General features: G+C 44.5%; 4 protein-coding genes. All 4 read right to left on the bottom strand.

Features of this window, described 5'->3' with window-relative positions:
* Positions 1-28: 28 nt before the first annotated feature.
* The 4 genes from BBR47_RS09200 to BBR47_RS09185 all read right to left on the bottom strand — a co-directional run bounded on the left by BBR47_RS09200 (position 29) and on the right by BBR47_RS09185 (position 17463).
* Positions 29-466: a hypothetical protein gene (locus BBR47_RS09200; RefSeq protein ID WP_012685498.1), complete on the bottom strand. Its 438-nt coding sequence runs from the start codon at positions 464-466 to the stop codon at positions 29-31.
* Between the two features lie 12 nt (positions 467-478).
* The gene (locus BBR47_RS09195) at positions 479-5944 is read right to left on the bottom strand and encodes an RHS repeat domain-containing protein (RefSeq protein WP_012685497.1); all 5466 of its coding nucleotides are present in this window, start codon (positions 5942-5944) and stop codon (positions 479-481) included.
* A gap of 68 nt (positions 5945-6012) precedes the next feature.
* A complete protein-coding gene (locus tag BBR47_RS09190) occupies positions 6013-6984 on the bottom strand; it encodes an RCC1 domain-containing protein (protein WP_012685496.1) in 972 nt (323 codons plus the stop codon).
* A 15-nt stretch (positions 6985-6999) separates the two neighbouring features.
* On the bottom strand, positions 7000-17463 hold the full coding sequence (locus BBR47_RS09185; protein ID WP_012685495.1) for an Ig-like domain-containing protein: 10464 nt from the start codon (positions 17461-17463) through the stop codon (positions 7000-7002).
* Positions 17464-17800 lie beyond the last annotated feature (337 nt).

Genomic DNA, 17800 nt, shown 5'->3' with positions numbered 1-17800 from the left:
AAATGGATTCCCTATATGGCTTTCCAAACTATTGACTTGCTTCAATGATACTACTTTCTCTTTTTAATGTTGTTTTATTGAAATAGAATGATTGACCTGTTTGTTTATCTAAGTTTTCCGCCATGGTGGTTACCTCACAACTAAGTGAAATGTACCGTGCCATCCATAGTGAAATGTCGAACATCTGGTCATTAAATACTTCTTGGAATGAATCAGTAGTAGTTACTCCAAGGAAGTATTGATAATCAGGCCACTTTTCACTATCATGTATGCTTCTTAATTCAACCTCAAAGCCTAAAACCTCATAGTAACCCACTAAATCATAAGGTTCATCCTCCATATTTTCATATCTTATTTCAGGTATATTTAGTCCTTTTTCTATTTTTGAGCCTAAGTCTTGTAATGAACCTTCGTATTGAATGAATACCTTTGAATAAGCACCATATACTTTGTCAGCCATTTGCATGTTCGCCTCCTCCTATTTACTTGATGGCTTAAATTTAATTGAGAAACCCTGTTTATTCGGTTTAAGCCCTTCAAATCCTGGCGTCTCTGAGAGGATTTTTCTAAATTCGGGATTAGCTTTTAGACCATTACCAAATTTCTCGTACAAAATATCACTTTCTATATAATAATCAATATCATACTTACTCATATCAATAGGTTGGCCAAACGTCGGTTTGCTCTGATTCCCAACAGTGCCAGTCTTAAATGAACCAGTATAACCCGCCTTGAGATTAGGGTCAATTGCTCTAAATTGTGGGAGTAGATGTTTTTCAGCAAGTTCATCTAATTTCGTATGAAGCTCAATAAGTTTGGGACTAAGAATATTCGTCCCTTTAGACAATTTCCCTGCGTTTTTGGAAACTCCGAATGAGCCACTACCATTAATTGAGTCAGGCATCCCAATTCTTTCACGGTGTAATTGACCAGCATACATAGCAATTGTATTTTTTACAGAATTAGTACCACGCAATTCTTCTACCATTCCATATGCGTCTCGACCGTACCAATCTACATAAAAATCCCAATCGATTTCTTTACTACCATGAATCCGTCTTACTCCTTCTTTATCGTAGTAGTAGTAATTTCCTCCTGGCGAAAATTCTGATTGTATTACCTGTTGGTGTCCACTAGGATCAATATACTTTAAAGGATTACTGCTCACGTACGTATACCTGTTAAGCGTCAGCGGATTATCCACTTGCCCTTTATACGTATCCTCCGATATAAACCGCCCTATCTTCGGATCATAATACCGGGCCCGCAAATAATAGAATCCGCTCTCTTTGTCAAACATCTCCCCCGCATACATAAACGGATTGGAAATCGTCTCTTTGACCTTATCCGCAATCAAATTGCCCCAGATGTCGTAGTCGTACGTATTCAGAACATTCCCATTAGGAGCTTTGATTTTGACAACATCACCGTGGCTGTTGTAATAGTAGGTACCTTCAAGATTCGACGCATAGTCTTTTCGCCAAATCAACTGGTTACCAAACACATTCCGCGCCTTGACCCTGCCATCCTGCGTCAGCTCTTCAATCACTTGCCCATCCAAATAGACGTAGTGAGTCGTATCCGTTACGCTACCCGTTTGTTGCTTCGTCGCTCGAAGTCCACCTGGATAATACGTGTATGTCGTTGTCCCTTTCCCATCCTTGTACTCCTGCAAACGATTAAACAAATCATGCTTCATTTCATAGGAGCCCAGGATATCTACCGGAGCATTGGCATACACTTGACGGTTGCCGCGCTTGTCATAAGCGTATTGCTTGACGTTTCCCTCGACCGATTCTTCCTTGATCCGGGAAAGCTTGTCGTACACAAACAATCCATAATTCGTACCGGAACGCTTTTGACTGGTGATATTTCCAAACAGATCGTAGCCATTCGTCTCATTCCAGCCGTCTGCGTGATTCAAGGCTGTTTTTTCACCAAATGAGCTGACCGACTGCTGCATCGCTTTCGGTTGTCCCGGATACGATACTTCATTGGTTTCTCCTGAGTTACTGATATCGTACGTGTACGTGGTTGTTCCAACGCCCGGGATGGCCACCGAGTTTAATCGGTTCGCGTTGTCATAGGTGTATCCGACACTTAGAGATGGGGCTGAACCAGATACCGCCCCCCTTGCCGGGTATACGAGTGTATCTATCATATCGTCGTTGTCGGAATACAGAAGCTGGTAATCCTTGTCCATCATCGTTTGGCGATTCTTTCGATGGAATCCATCGTAGCCATAGCTAATAGAGTTTCCGGTGTGATTATTTTCACTCAGAAGCAGGCCAGATTGTGGATCATACATCCGGTCTTCATAGAAAGAAGCGCCGGAAGAAACTTTCTTCAACTCATGGAAAGGCGTGTAGTCGTAGTTGAATGTGACGCCGTTTTTGTCCTTGTAGCTCTTTACAAGACCGCTTTTTTCGTAGGTGTACGTCTCCGCTTTTGTCTCCGGATTCTTCTCCGAGAGCTTCCACGACAAACTATTGTAGGTATACTCAGCGGTAGTCGTCCCGTTCTCCAATACACTGGTGAGATTGCCTAGCCCATCGTACCCGTATACATTTACGTTATTTTCAGGGTCCTGCAAATAAACCAGGTTGTCGCTATGGTCGAAGCGCATACTCCACGCTTGGGAAGTTTTGCCGTCTGAGATTTCTTTATTGGTTACTTTCCCGAATCGATCCGTCTGGTAGTTCGTCACGCGATGGTGACTGCCGCTTTGCGTAGTCTCCTCCGTGCTCTCCACTTTTCCATACAAATCACGGTAGGTGGTCGCGATATAGCCATTCGGAGAGAGCGTTTGTTCCGTCAGACGGGGTAAGTATCTTGTTCCATCCGAGTAGGCATTGTTTCGATGGTTCTTAGTGGTTCCTAAGGAATTCGTCGTTTGGTACACAAAACCGTCCCAGTCATACAGGTACGAGGTGCTTTGCTCCTGCTTCCCGTAAGGAACCGTGCGACTAATCTCCATACCATCTGGCGTAAACTCGTTTTCTACCAAAGGCCGCTTCGCACCAGTCGTGCCCACCTGCTCTTGATAGGCGGGATCTCCATACGGGGTGTAGTAAGTGATGAGCTTTGATTGATCCGGGGCGATTTTCTCCACGATGCCCGGTCCATCTGTACTAGATCCAGAGGCTTCGCCGTCCCGATACACATACGTAATGGTCCGTTTTGCGCCTTGATTGTGAAAAGTCTCGGATAACGGTCGGCCTAACTCATCGTAATCGTATGTAGCTTTGCTTCCGTTCGGATAGGTCTGGCTTTTGATTTGGCCTTTGTCATCGATGTCGTAGGAAAAATTCAATACATCCGATTTACCGCTTTCCAGCTCAACACCTGCGAGTGCGATTTGTGTTGGCTGAACGCCATATTGATCATAGGCGGTAAAGGTCTGCGTCCTTGTCTTTCCTCCGCCAAAGTTCTCTGTAATCGAATAGAGCTGGTTATTGGTGTACTCATATGTCCGTTCGATTGATTGGCTCTTGTGATTATTGATCAAATTGGCAGGGAACGAGTTGATCTCCGTTTCCTTCCGAAGCAAATATTGATTGTTATACTCGAATGTCGTATTCGAATAATACGGATCGCCTGAGGCGGAGGTTGATTGCGTTCTGGCGGCCTTCAATACAGAGAAGGTCCGGAAGCCCCATGGATTTACCCCTTCTGCATCATATGTCCATGTACTTACAATCCCGTCCGGTGCAATCTGCTTAGTTAGCTGTCCGTAATCGTTATATTCCAAATACGTCTCTTGAGCGTAATTGTTGATCTTCGCCGCATACCGTGAGCGATTGGAAAGGTTCGGGTCTTTCAAGTAGGAATTGTAAACATCTAGATCGCTCACCGCCGATGTCGGTTCCAGGAAAACGTATTGATACGTCGGCTTGGTGTTCCGGCCGGAGTAGGCATAGGTTGTGTACGTAGTTGGATTGTACTCGACCCGATACTTCGCGCCAGATACATTTGTACCGCCTTTGCTCACGCCTGTTGTCTTCTCGCTTCGCAACAACGTATTTCCGTCTTGATTGACCTTGTAAATGGAATTCTTCGTATAACGGGAAGCCTCAGATTCTGTGACTTGGATGGTATCCCCATGTCGATCCCCAAAATTCTTCAATCGAGGCAGTTGTTCCTTTGGTACCTTCCATATCTCGCGGAGGTTGTCGTTATTGGCATAACTCTTTTCCAGCTTATACGTATTGGTTCCTTTTGGCGTTTTCTGCGTATAGCTGTACGATACTTTATTAACAGGATGATAAGCTACATAGCTCAGTGCATACTTGTCTTGAAAAATCCGTACGAGACCGTCATTGAACGTCGTTTGACCTAGTTGATAGGGACGATATTCGTAGTTGATTTTTAATCCTTGCAACGGATAGGAAACTTCTTGCATGAGCAAGTAATCGATTTCCTTACGTTTCTTTGTATCCGATTCCCAATACTTTGCTGAATCTTGAAGGCTTTGATCAGTTGGGAGCTTGTCCAGTGTGTATTCTTTGTTCAAATTGAAATAAGCAATACCCTTGGTAGTAGGATTATGATAGGAGTAATTTGCTACTGTATAAGAACCGCTTCCACTCCCTGCTGTCGGCAAGACTTCTACTCGAACGAGCTGAAAGTAACCGTTCAATGCTAGCTTTCGTTCAAAGTGGTAGCGAATGTGCTTGAGCACGGTAGTCTCTGATTTGTCTTTATAGACTATCAAGTCTTGCGTGGTGTCGTTTTGCTTTCGTTTTAGCACCACATAGCGGCCGACACTGTCTTCGATGCTGACTGGCTCTCCGTCGCTGTTCAGGTTGTACTTGATTGTATCCCCATAAATATTGGATTTGACGACCGTTCCTAGCTTTACATCGAATTCATACTTCAGATTACGGTAATGCAGTGTGTATTTCCGATTCACGTCGTCCGTGATGAACATGATGTCTTTATATGGATAATTCACGAACTTGTTGAACCGGTATTCTAAAGATGTCCCGTCCTCTAAGCTAATGTAATAACGATTCGCCGTTGGACTCTTGTCTACCTTAGTGGAGTAAATTTGCTGGCCTGGATTATAGGGGTCGTCCCTTACCGTGGCTGCCTGCTCACGCGTGACGATATCCAGTCTCGGCATATTAAAATCCCAGCCGGTTGCAAATTTCTCATTGGCCTTCAGGGCTTCATTCTTGTCTAGATCATCGTCCCAGCTTGGTGCACTGATTTTACTGCTCATGGAGTGGTATCTGCGTTTTATATCCAGATCCAGTCCATGCCTTCCTGATAAGTAGAGATCTTGCTCGACCAAGTTTGCAGAGCGATATACATCATCTACGGATTGCTCTGTTTTTGAACGAGCAAAGCGAAACTCCTGATCTTTTTCCGTGTAGAGAACTTCTGGAGGAGTTGTATTCACTGCTTGAATGTCGAGTGTTTCTTCCAGACTCTTGATTTCATTTACTTTCGATTGCACGAGGGGTGTAAGGCGATTTAAGAGGGCCTTATTTTCCTGACTGAAATGATCGAATTGAGAAATGAGCTGGTCACTGGAAAAAGTTTTGACTTCTGCTTGTTCTTCAGTTGAAAGCAGCTGCAATAGATCTGAGTAGAAATAGGCAGCGTACTTTAGTAAGGTTCGGTCGAATGTTTGGTGGATTTCTATTGCTGTGTTAGCATCCAGCTGGGTCCATGTAAGAGAAGAGACATCCTCTGCGTTATACTGTGTTGGATCATTCTCCCCTTTACGTGATGAAGGAGCGGTGTTCTGCTCATCTATGGATTGTTGAATTTCTTTTACTGTCGCATTTGGGGTGACTGCTTCAGTATTTGGTGTTTCATCTGAGATTGATATCTGTGCAGGTTCATTCGCCAGCAAGGTTCCAAGTGGTATAAGCGTTGTGGAAAGTGAAATGCATAGCAGATAGGTTAAGAGTGATTTTATGGAAAGGAGTTTCATAATGCCTCCATAAGGGATTATTCTGCCCCCCTTGTAGAAGGGGGGCTTAATGGAAATAAATAAGATATTTATGGAACAATATTGACTTGAATAGGTATATTACTATTCGTGGTTGTACCATTTCCTAGTTGCCCAGAGGTACCCAGGCCCCATGCATAAACGGTTCCATCTTTTTTCAGTGCCAGAGTATGATACGAATAAGACCCACTTGCTATTTCAACAATATCAACTAAACTAGGCACTTCGACTGGTGCATTTCGCTGCGTGGTAGTTCCGTCTCCTACTTGTCCATAAGTATTGCCTCCCCAAGCGTATACTTTCCCCTCTACGTCTAGCGCCAGACTATGATGAAATCCTGCCGCTACTGAGACAATATTCGACAAATTACTAACTTTCGTTGGGACGTCCTTCGAGCCTGTATTGTTAATGCCTAACTGACCATACCCATTCCACCCCCAGGACCATACCGTACCGTCTTTTTTTACTGTAAGATTGTGTGCACCTGCCGCAGCAATCGCCCTTACATCTGTTAAACTTTCTACTCTCGTTGGCAAATTGGTACTATTACTTCCCCAAATCCAAACCGTTCCATCTTTCTTCAGGGCTAGCCCATGAGCATCCCCAGCAGCAATATCAATCACATCTGTTAGTCCAACTGCTTGTACAGGTTTAGAAATATTTGAGGATGTAGTTGTGTTGTTGCCTAATTGACCTTTGCCATTCCATCCCCACCCCCAAACTGTACCATCACTTTTTAATGCTAAACTATGCGAAGATCCAGCTGCAATTTTTGTAACACCCGTAAGTCCTTTTACCAATACAGGTTCATTTCTTTGTTCAAACGTACCATCTCCCAATTGACCGTTCCCATTGTTTCCCCATGCCCAAACTGTACCGTCACTCCTTAGGATCAAGGAATGACTACCACCCGCTGCACTGCTTATTACATTTCCTGCTGCAAAAGTTGTCTCTTGTGACAAGATCAGAATTGAAAACATCGCCAGGAAAATATTCCTAATTCTATTTGCAATTTTGTTCATATACATACACTCCATCTATTTTTGGTTTCTTACAGGAACATTGCTATCTTGAGTCGTTCCATCCCCTAACTGCCCATTTTCATTTTTCCCCCATACCCACACAGTTCCATCCGCTTCAACCATCAGCGAGTGAGCGCCTCCCGCTGACAAACTGTTCGATTTGTTACCTTTCTCATATACCTGCACAGGAACCGTGATCGTTTTATCATAATAAGTGGCTGTGATTTCTGTTTTCCCTACTCCTACTGCTGTAAGCAAACCTGACTCATTAATCGTCGCTATTGCCGGATCACTACTAGCGTAAATGACTTGGCTTGTGACTGTCTGCGTATCGTTATTTGCATAAGTTGCTCTGATCTCAAGTTGCTGGCTATCTAGCATTGACAGCAGCAATGTACTCGGCGTGGCTTCCAGTTGTTTTACCGAGAGAGCCACCTTACTCTCTACCGGCGAAATCTTACTCTGGGTCGTTCCATCCCCCAACTGCCCATTTTCGTTTTTCCCCCAGGCCAATACAGTTCCTTCCTCTTTCACAACCAGTGTATGAGCGCCTCCCGCTGACAAGCGCTTCGCTTTTATTTGTTTCTCAATAACCCGCACAGAAACCGCAATCGTTTTGTCGTAATAGGTAATCGTAATCGTTGTTTTTCCTGCTCCCACTGCTGTAATTAAACCTGCTTTATCAACCATCACAATAGCAGGATCATTACTGGAGTAAGTAGCTTGACTTGTTACTTCCTGCGTAATGTTATTCGCATAGGTTGCTCTAATCTCCAATTGCTGGCTGTCAAGCATCGATAGCAGCACTTCACTAGGTGTGGTTTCCAGTTGCTGTACCGAGAGAATCGTTTTACTTTCTATTGGCAACATCTGATTTTCGATCGAACCGTCTCCCAACTGCCCATTCGCGTTTTTCCCCCAGGCCCATACGGTTCCATCTTCTTTCACCATCAGTGTGTGAGAAACGCCTGCTGACAATCTTTTCGATTTGGGTTCTTTCTCAATTACCTGGACAGGAACCGTAATCGTACTTCCATAGTAAGTGACCATAATCGTTGTTTTCCCTGCGGCTACTGCTGTAATTACACCTGATTTATCAATCGTCACCACAGCTGGATCGTTACTCACGTACGTGGCTTGACTTGTTACTTCCTGTGTAATGTTATTCGCGTAGGTTGCCCTGATCACAAGTTTCTGGCTATCTAGCATTGATAGCAGCACTACATCCGGTGTGGCTTCAAGTTGCTGTACCGAGAGAGTCGCTTTGCTTTCAACTGGGGTAGGTTGATCTTGGGTTGTTCTATCCCCCAACTGTCCATCATTGTTTTTCCCCCAAGCCCATATGGTTCCATCCTCTTTGACCATCAGCGAGTGAGCACCTCCGGCTGACAAGTGCTCTATCTTGCTTTCCACATTCACTACACGAACCATTACACTTATGGTTTTTCCTGAATGAGCAATGGTGATCGAGGTACTTCCCACTTTTAAACCTGTTAACAGTCCATCGGTAGTAACAGAAGCAATGGCTTGATCTTCCAATGTATACGAAGCTTTATTCGTTATATCAACTTCTGTACCATCCATAAAAACTACTTTTACAAGCAACTGATTTGTACCGTTCTCTAGCATTGTTATCTTTTCTGGTAGAACTTTGATGCTTTGAATTACGTTCTCAGCAGTAACAACAACAGGCATAACCACACTCGCTCCCCCAAAGGAAACAGTGATGTTCGTACTACCTGCCCTAACAGCCGTAACCACTCCGTTCGAATCAACGGTCACCACTGTGGCATCTCCTGGCAAGTAGACTGCTTGCCCCGAAACATCCATGTTCTTGCCATCCTTATAGGTCGCTGTTACTTGTAGCTGCTGAGTCTTCCCAACCAACATGTTCAGACTAACTGGTGTAACAGACAAGCTCTGCACAGGCTCTTGCGTCTCTGTAACCTGAACAGGAACTGTAACGGTTTTCCCACCAAAAGATACTGTTACAGTAGCTGATCCGGCTGCCATCCCTGTAACGAAGCCACTTGCTCCAACACTGGCAATAGCAGGTTGCGAACTCTGATAAGTCGCCTGATTCGTTACAATCGTTTGGCTGTTATCACTGTAGGTCGCCTTCACTTCCAACTGCTGGTTGGCTCCTTTGCCAATGCTTACTGTCGCTGGCGTAACAGCCAAAGACACGAGAGAGATGGCATTTCCTGAAACCGTAACAGGAATGATCGTACTTTGCCCACCGTAGCTTACCGTGACTTGCGTAGCTCCTGGCGAAAGTGCTGTTATCAGTCCACCACTATCCACTGATGCAACATTGGCATTACTACTTGAATACACGGCTTGCTTTGAAATATTTTCTTCGGCCCCGTTTGAGTAAGTGGCCGTTACACTAAGCTGTTGAGTACCACCTGCAACCAACGACACTTGCACTGGGGTTCCTTTTATTTCCTGAATGGTAGCCCCTTGAACAGTTATCTGGCTGGATGCGTTTTTACCATCATAAGAAACGGTAATCGTCGCTGTTCCTGCTTTGATACCCGTTACGACACCTTGGCTGCTTACTTGCGCAACAGATGGATTCGAGGTGTCAAAGCTGGCAACGCTGCTGATATCTTTGCTGTTACCGTCTGAGTAATAAGCGGATGCGTACAAGCGTTGGATTTGGCCTTCTGTTATCGTTGATTGTCCTGGTGTAAGACTGATCGATGTCAAATGAACGGATGGTGCATCAACGGTAATGGTAAAAGTCTTCGACTGCCCTCCGAAATACAACCTGGCCTTCGTCGTCCCGCCGTTCACCGCATACACAATCCCCTTGTTGATATAGGCAACCGAAGGATCCTCCACGACATATACAGCCTGCGCGCTTACATCTACCTGACTCCCGTTGTCCAACGTTGCCATGACCTTGATCGATTTGGAGTTACCGAGTGATACATCCACCTTCTCCAGATCAAGACTTAAGGCTTTGGCTTTCTGTGGTGTAGATGCGTTTTGCTTTACACTTTTTGTGATATTTCCGTTCTCGTCATGATAAAAAATGACGCTTTCGACTCCGTTTTCTTTGATCGCCTTGATTCGATTGTTTTGATCGTATACATACTCGTAAACCGTTCCCCCAGCCGCTGGAGCAAAAACTGTAAATAATACATTGACTGGATTACTTTCTGTATTGGTCAGCTTAATCGTATAGGCACCTGCTGCCAAATCATAAATGACTTCAGCTGCACTTGGCTTCTCCCTCGGTGACACTTGAACCCCATTGGAATAGACCGTTACAGCAGGATACTTCTGACTTGGATTTTTCAATTGCGTAACCATGCGATACTTTCCAGGAATGATAGCATTCATGGCGATTTCTACCGTTTGTCCACCTGGAATCGTGATATCGTTTGGCTGATTAAAAACAAAGGCATCGCCTCCTGGCTTTGCCAGAAGCGTAGCGTAAAACGTACTTTTTCCTACAATCTTCACATAATATGTTTTTCCGGCAGCAAAAACTGGATTCACTCTACCATTACTTCCTGAAGAGATCTCCTCATGGTCCAGCAAGCCCGCCCCTTTATAAACGGATATATTCGCATCTGCCGCTAATCCCGAGTCGTTATTTAACGTGAACTGATAAACTCCGCTCGTTTTCGCCGTGATTTTAAAGTATTTTGGCCGATTAACAGGAAAATCCATTCGTATCGGGTTATACTCTACCAACAGATTAAAATTGCCTTCTGCTGGTTTCGTTTGGACAGTGTAGGGGCTGCTGCTATAGCTGCTAGTACCTGATGAATTGTACGCCCAAAGTATGATTGTATAAGCGCGATCCGGTTGTAGGCCCGTGATGGTATAAGTGGATACGTTGCCTACCCGTTTGATCCCGCCGCCATCTACTTGAATGCCGTAGTCTGTTGCGCCTGCGACAGGACTCCAAAATACTTTAAGGGAATTCGTTTCTGCCTCTACTTTAATAATATTTGGGGCATCCGGTTTCTTCTCGATAGTCAAGCTTCCGGGATAAACCGCTACAAAACCGCCGCGATTGGATACTTCGATGTTCGGATAGGTGCCTTCTCCAAGATCCCTTCCCCTCCAGCTAAGGCTCCACTGACCTGAGCTACCAGTAGTAGTAAATTCCTTCGGATTTTTAAGACGATTCATCCTTCCAGATATGACATCGCCTGCTTGAAGATGGGTATAGACCCCTTCCAGAGTAAAGGTCTCATCAATGTCCATGACCCTCTTTGCCCCAGGGGTATAAATAACGATCTTCGGGAGTGCTTCTACCAATGGGGATGAGTAATTCGTTGGTGTAGTCCATGCACCACGATTATCCTGAGCTTGAACCGTCCAGTAAACGGTTTGATATAACATTTCTTTTGTGATGGGGAAAAAATATCTGCCGGACGCATTCCCATTTTGACTCGATTCGGAAATCGTCTCTTCTTTCTCACCAAGCTCGTTTCCGCCTGGTGTCAGTCCCACTCTTAATTTTGTTGATACGATTTTGTCTGAAACATCATTATCTCTAAGCGAATAATTAATTAACCCTGTTCGTCCACTATCCATGATGGAAAACTCTGTATTTACGACGACAGGTGCTTGATTCGTAGCTAATAGATAGAACTCCAATTTAGCGGTACTGCCTTCAAGGAGTTTCGGGGCATCGCTCTTCATTACCGCCTTTAGGCGCACATCAATGAGTGCGTTTTTTTGTATATAGCTTGTATCAAATACATAAGAACGGGCTGTACCTGTTAATTTCTCCCGTTTTACAGAAGTGACATGCCCGCCCTCGCTGATATAAATGATTAATTCTTGCGAGGCTATATAACTTGGATACCCTTTACCGTTGTAGTAGTCCCAATCCAACGTAATCGACTGCCCTTTTGGTATTTCTGCTCGATCTTTCGGATATTTCCAATTCGCAGAAATGGTTATCGGGTCCTTTTCAGCTTGCGCTCTCATATCCACGCTAATATCGACTTTTTCGACGAGAGATTTACTGGATTTCTGATCGACTGCCCAGACACGAAGTGAGTAGAGATGATCTGGTTTCAAATTTCGGATGGGCAAGTTGTACGAAAATTCATTTGCGCTCTCGGACGCCGTAAAACGAGTCAGTTCATGAGGATCTTCTTCATCTAGCTGATACCAAATATGAACTTGGTCTCCGATGTTCGGATCCATCGCAATACCTGATATGGTGATGACATCCTCTGAATTAACAGTAGTGACAGCCTTCCCTACCACTGGTGAGATCAAATAAACTTGGGGAGCAGAATTATCGTTCACCTCGGTCGTTATGTAGGTGATTTCAGGTGTCCATTTGAGAAGATCCCCAACGTTGTTTTCTTTCTGGTTGACTTGAAAAATCAGTGCGTCTCCTTCTTCAATCGAAAGCTCCTCCTGAAGTTCCACACCAATCTCATCGTTAAAGTCAATCGATTGCCAGCCAGAGGAAGGCCAAATTTGGACATCGTTTTTCAGTAATCGGACGTTGACTCCGTCTCCCTCTTCCACTTGAATTTTGGAAATCCAACCGCTAACATGAATTCGTCCAGAACGCGGTGCCTTCCATTTCAGGACTGGATCTGAGCTCCCGATTTTTATCCACGTATTTCCGATTGCCGTCTCGTTTTGATTACTCTTCCATTCCTCGGCAGCTTTGTCCCACTCCAAGTCCGTGAAGCGATCTCCGCTTACCTCCTGATAGGACCAATTGTTCTGTCCTTGTTGATTAGAAAATTGCAGCCAAAAAGCATACGTGTCATGTATGGGTTCAACAATCGTGATCGTCTTCTCCATACTGGTTTGCTTCCCGTCTTTTTCTGTGATCAGCACCTGTAATTGGTGTTCCCCTACTTGCATCTGTTCAACTTCCAACAGATAGGAGAAACCTGGTTTTAGAGGTGATGCGTCTGGGTATTTGCGCTTCATATCTGGTCGTTCAAGCCCATATTTCGCCTCGCCCAGCTTATCTCCATCCATCAAAACCTCGATTTTCTCCACTTCACCAGAAGAAACGAACCATCCCGTTATGTTGTAATTCCTACTGATGAGTTCGTTATCTTGCGGGGTGTCAATGGCGCCCCCTGTTACCAAGACGTCGCCTTTTACAGTGATAGGGTATTGCTTCACGATGCCAGCATAAGACACGGTAAGAACTGCACTTCCTGATGAGAGACCTGTTAGTAATCCTGTTGCATCTATTTTGGCGATAGATGGATTATCGATCGTGTAGGTCGCTTCTCCCGTTACATCCTTGGTACTCTTATCTCGATAAGATGCAACGACCGTGAATGCTACGCTCTTGTCTTTTTCTAAAGTAACTTCGGAATAATTAGCTGTGATTCCCGTAACGGGACCAATTATGATGTTACTTTCCAGCACGAGACTCTCCGCGCCCGCTTTATCCGTTACTTTTATGGTCAGTTTGTGATTCCCTTCCGCAAACAAGGACGTATCCAGTAGATATTGAAAACCAGCATTTGCATTCTGGTAGAGTGGATACATGGCGAAAATATCTGGACGAGGTCCGCCATAAACAGCGGTTCCTTGTAATTGTCCATCCACCAAAACCTCGATTTTGGCCACACCGCTTGGGTCCAGAATCCATCCCTGTATGGTTGTAGTTCCACCAATAACTGTGCCTTCTTTAGGGATGTCCATTTGCCCTTTGGCAACAAGCGAGCCTGATTCTGATTCTGTGACAACAACTGGAATTACTAATGACTGATTCCCGTAATTTACATGAATCTTTGTCATTCCAACCTTCAGACCTGTAACGACTCCCAGTGGACTGACATAAACGACATTCGGATCCTCTACTGTATAAACAGCTTCCCCTGTAATGTCCTTTGGATTTTGCCCTTCAAAACTGGCCGTAATCTGCAGTTTCTGCATAGCGTCTTTTGCTACGCTCATGTTTGGTTCTGTATTTTGCAGACTAATGGCTTGAGCAACTTTTCCAATCACGAAATTTTTTTCTGGTAGTGGATGTTGCTTTCCTTCGCTATCCGTTGCGATCACAGAAACGGTATGATTACCCGGTTGTAGTTCGTTCAGATCAACGGTATAGCTGTATCCTGCTTGCGTATTTGTATATTCCGGATGAAGTAGGGCAATATCAGGTCGAGCAATGCCCGATTTTGCTTTCCCATGCTCGATACCGTCAATGACAACCCGATAGTCTGAGATAGCAGAAGGATGTAAAAACCAGCCTGAAATCGTATAGGTGCCATTGACAGTAGCGCCATTGACAGGCGTTTCTATCTCTCCCAAAGTTTTAAGTGCTTCCGCTTCCGTAACGGTAATAGGAATGCTGATACTTTGATCCCCATATTTTACGGCGAGACTGGTACTTCCTTGGGCTAGAGCCGTGACCAAGCCATCTGTGCTCACCTTTGCTACGGAAGAATTCTCTATGTTGTATAGGGACAGCTTGGTTACATCCTGACTACTCTGATCCTCTAGTACCGCCATGACAGTTATTTGATGCGTTTTTCCTTGAGGAACGGTTACCTCTGTAACGTTTGCCTTTAATCCGATTGCTGGTAGCAAGGTAACGACTTGAATCGTTCTGTTCCCCAGCATTACCTGATTTCCACCCTTGCCTGTTCCTCTGACAGAAAGAGTATGTGTGCCTTCCCGCAATTTTCCTGTATCGAGATTATAGTGGAACCCTACGTTTCCATCCGGTTTAGAAGCATCCATAATTTCTATTTCCGGACGAGAAATGCCATAGGTTGCTTCACCACTTACGGCTCCATCGACCAGTACTTCAATCTTTTCAACACCAGTAGAGTCAATAAACCAGCCTGTGACAGGATAAACACCGCTGATTAATGCATGGTCTGCGGGACTGTCAATGCCTCCCCGAGCCAGACCCCCTGCTGCTTTGACCCAAACAGGTATCGTAAGCGTTTGTTCCTGGTATTTCACGATGATATTGGTTTGACCGATTTCAATTCCCGTAACGATTCCTTTATCTGAAAGGCTAATGATCGCAGGATTCTCAACGGTATATTGAGCCTCTCTGGTCACATCTTTCGTTTGTTGATTCAGTAAAACAGCAGAAATGGATAATTGCTGTGTATTCCCTTGTATCAAATCTACCTTGCTTAAATTTGCCACAATACTTGTGGCCGGTTCAGCACGCCCAATGAAAACAGCTCGCTCTGCCAGAACTTGCTCAGCGCCGTCTTTAGTAACAGCCGTTACCTTAATCGAATGCTGCCCTTCCATTAGCTGCGTTGTGTCTAAACGGTACTCAAATCCGGCTCTAGCATTCTGATATTGTGGATACGAGGATTCAATATCAGGACGGGTATGCCCATAAGAAGCTTCCCCTACTACTGTTCCATCGACATGAACCTCTATCTTGGAGACACCTGATGGATCTAGGTACCAGCCTTTGATGAGTGTGACGCCTGTCATCATGGAATTACTGGTTGGCGCTTCTAACTCCCAACGCGGTATCAATGGTTCATCCTTTTTAATCGTAACGGCGATCGTGATTGATTGACCTTCATATCGAATGGTCACAATCGCCGTTCCAGCCCCCATTGCTTTTACAAGTCCAGCAGCGTCTACTGTTACGACACTTTCATCTGATGAAGCGTACTCTGCAAGACTTGTCACGTCTTTCAGGGTGTTATCTTCTAAAACAGTAGATACCACCAACTGATGCGAACCTTCATTCGTTAACTCCAACTTGGTTACATCAGCATGCAGACCACTCAACGGCTCCATGTCACCAATGTAAAACGTCGTTCCTTCTAGAACGATCTGTTGTCCATTCGTATCTTGAACTTCCACCGTAATGCTATGGGTGCCTGCTATTACATTTCGAGTATCCAGTTGATAGTGAAATCCAGCATTGCTATTCTGATAAGCTGGATATTTCGCTTCAACATCTGGTCTCGGGTCGCCATAAGATGCCTCTCCCACATTCGTACCATCAATCAGGATACTGATTTTCGATACCCCGTCTGGATGGAGATACCATCCTTTAATGGTATACGTACCACTGATTAACTCGCCTTTTTCGGGAGTGTCGAGCCCACCTATTGGTATCAAAGGAGCTCTCTTCGTCACCACTATCGGAATCTCAATCGTCTTGTCACCCAACTCAGCGATCAGTTGCGTATCTCCCATTCCACTTCCTGTGACAAACCCTGAAGGTGTAACCGTAGCAATTTTTTCATCTTTGCTCGTATACGTTACTTCTTTGCTGACATCTCTGGTGTTGCCATTTGTCATGTTTGCCGTAATCTTCAGTTGATAATTCTCACCTTCGGAAAGTCGCAATTCGTTCGGCGTCGATTCCAGTGAGGTAATCTCAGCGGAGTCTTCATCCCCTAGTCCCAGCGCTTTCTCTAGGTTTACAAGCCCTTTTCCGTAAAAACGTGATTCCCCTAAAGATGTTGCGTTATCGACTAAACGATCACGCACTTCGCGATTGGTGGCTCCACCCATTTTTGACCAAATAACAGCTGCTGCACCGGTTACGTGAGGAGCTGCTAACGATGTGCCTGAACGTTGCTCATAGTCTCCATGGAGAGACGTACTTAGAATATCAACGCCAGGAGCCATCAGGTCTAACCCACTGCCAACACTTGAAAAGTCAGCCCGTTGATTGTCCTGATTAATCGCACCGACAGACAATGTCTCTGCGTATTTCGCAGGATATAACTGGGTATCCTCACCCATTCCTCGATTTCCCGCTGCTGCAATAACCAGTATCCCTTGTTGATTCGCTCTTTTTATCTGGTCGTGTAGCGCTTGACTGTCAATTCTACCACCAGCACTAATGGAAACGATGTCCATGTCATTCTGTATCGCCCATTCAATCCCCTGAATCATGCTGGAATATGTACCGTGACCTTTTTCATCAAGGACTCTAATGGCATAGATTTCAGCTTCTGGGGCAACACCAACAATCCCAACATCGTTATCTTGACCAGCGATAACACCAGCCACCGCAGTTCCATGCCCGTGCTCGTCATCAAAATCTGATTTTCCTTCTACATAGGAAATGCCTCCTTTTACTTGGAGGTCTTCATGATTGGATATACCTGTATCAATAATTCCAATTTTGATGTTTTGGCCTTTGTAATGTTTTTCGTGAGCTTGATTTGCCCCTATGTGCTCAATCCCCCACGGAATTGCCTGCTTTTCTGTTCTGTTTGTTTCAGCTAACTCTATTTCACTATCTTCCTCAATATAGGCTACATTCTCGTCCTGAGACATTACCTCCATTTCATTCTCTGTTAATTGAGCAACCATCACTTTCGTGCTAACTTGCTGTACCGATGATCTTTGAATAGCCCTGACTTTTGTTTTCTTGTTTTCTTTAAAACCAATTAAATACGTCTTACTACTAGCGCTTGCGATAGCGTGCTCTGGGACAAGTTGCAAAAACAGTAAAGCAAGCAGTAGGAATAAATTGAAACTACTGATTAAGCGGATGAATCTAGGGTTCATTCCTGTAACTCCTTGTCATAATTGTCTTGAGCTTTGGATCACTTCTTTTTACTCTTCATCCCCTCCCCCAAAAATAAGTACAGATAAAAAATGTAAATTTTACCTAAACAGCATTTAGAATTATAGTGAATTCCTGATATTGGTTCAATAGGAACTTACCAATATGTTTTGACTAACAAATTACTAGTCAGCCAATATTGCTGATTAGCAGAAGGGATTTCCAAGTTGGAATGTGTTTCCCTTGCTTGTAGGTCAGCCTTGCTCTCTCAAAAGTAGATTGTTTCCGAAGTTTCCTTACTTCAGACAAAAAAGAACCCCAAACGAGCGTAGATTACTC

It is taken from the genome of Brevibacillus brevis NBRC 100599 (assembly GCF_000010165.1).
GTDB classification, from domain to species: domain Bacteria; phylum Bacillota; class Bacilli; order Brevibacillales; family Brevibacillaceae; genus Brevibacillus; species Brevibacillus brevis_D.
This window is presented reverse-complemented; position numbering and strand designations above follow the sequence as displayed.

What these genes read in the sequence shown, in the direction of transcription:
- BBR47_RS09200 (WP_012685498.1), bottom strand. Translation starts at nt 466, where the DNA reads ATGCAAATGGCTGACAAAGTATATGGTGCTTATTCAAAGGTATTCATT.
- BBR47_RS09195 (WP_012685497.1), bottom strand. Translation starts at nt 5,944, where the DNA reads ATGAAACTCCTTTCCATAAAATCACTCTTAACCTATCTGCTATGCATT.
- BBR47_RS09190 (WP_012685496.1), bottom strand. Translation starts at nt 6,984, where the DNA reads ATGAACAAAATTGCAAATAGAATTAGGAATATTTTCCTGGCGATGTTT.
- BBR47_RS09185 (WP_012685495.1), bottom strand. Translation starts at nt 17,463, where the DNA reads ATGAACCCTAGATTCATCCGCTTAATCAGTAGTTTCAATTTATTCCTA.